A 612-nucleotide genomic window follows, 5' to 3' on the forward strand; every position below is an offset into this window, starting at 1 on the left:
ATCGAGAAGTTAAACAAAATTGTGGTATTGAACGCTGTCAGGCTCGCACGAGCCGAGCGCAAAGAAATCATATTTTTCTCGCTATTTCTGCGTGGTTTGAACAACATAAACGTCGTATATCTGAAAAAATAACCCTTTATCAACAAAATTGGGACGTAATCAAAAATGCTATTGCTGAGCACATCCGTGTTTTATTAGCGTACCCAAATTAGTTTTGTGCGAAACTCGTGTCAGTAAGAATGACTTCTGATCTTTACCAAATACAGTATCAATTTCAAAATGACCGGGTTGTTGCTTAAGATCAGCCTCAGCGGGTCTCTCTTCAATACCCGCTCTATCGAGGCTGTCGCAAAAGGGGTGGAATTTTTTTTTTCAACAATATCCCACCGTGCAGATTTTCTCTTTTTCTGATTTTAGTTTGTACAAATAATAGACTGAAAATCATCCATAATATCAGAGCAACCGCTCTTGATAAGTTATAGGCCATTGCATGCAGGGTAAATTCGAGCTTTACCGCTAATAATCCCTTACGCCGGAAACGTTCCAAACCCTGAATTCCCCGCAATGCTGAAAACACAGGTTCAACCATGCTCTTTCGCTGATTCAAGATTT

Annotated in this window: 1 protein-coding gene and 1 pseudogene; one reads left to right on the top strand and one right to left on the bottom strand. The window is 39.9% G+C overall.

Features of this window, described 5'->3' with window-relative positions; all coding sequences use genetic code 11:
- A pseudogene (locus tag CBG25_RS19580) lies at positions 1 to 212 on the top strand (hypothetical protein); the annotation flags it as partial.
- Between the two features lie 122 nt (positions 213 to 334).
- Here the strand turns inward: CBG25_RS19580 and CBG25_RS19585 are convergent.
- Positions 335 to 612: transposase (locus CBG25_RS19585; protein ID WP_290608740.1), on the bottom strand; the 278-nt coding region annotated here is incomplete at its 5' end.

This window comes from Arsenophonus sp. ENCA (assembly GCF_002287155.1).
In the GTDB taxonomy this organism is placed as follows: Bacteria; Pseudomonadota; Gammaproteobacteria; order Enterobacterales; family Enterobacteriaceae; genus Arsenophonus; species Arsenophonus nilaparvatae.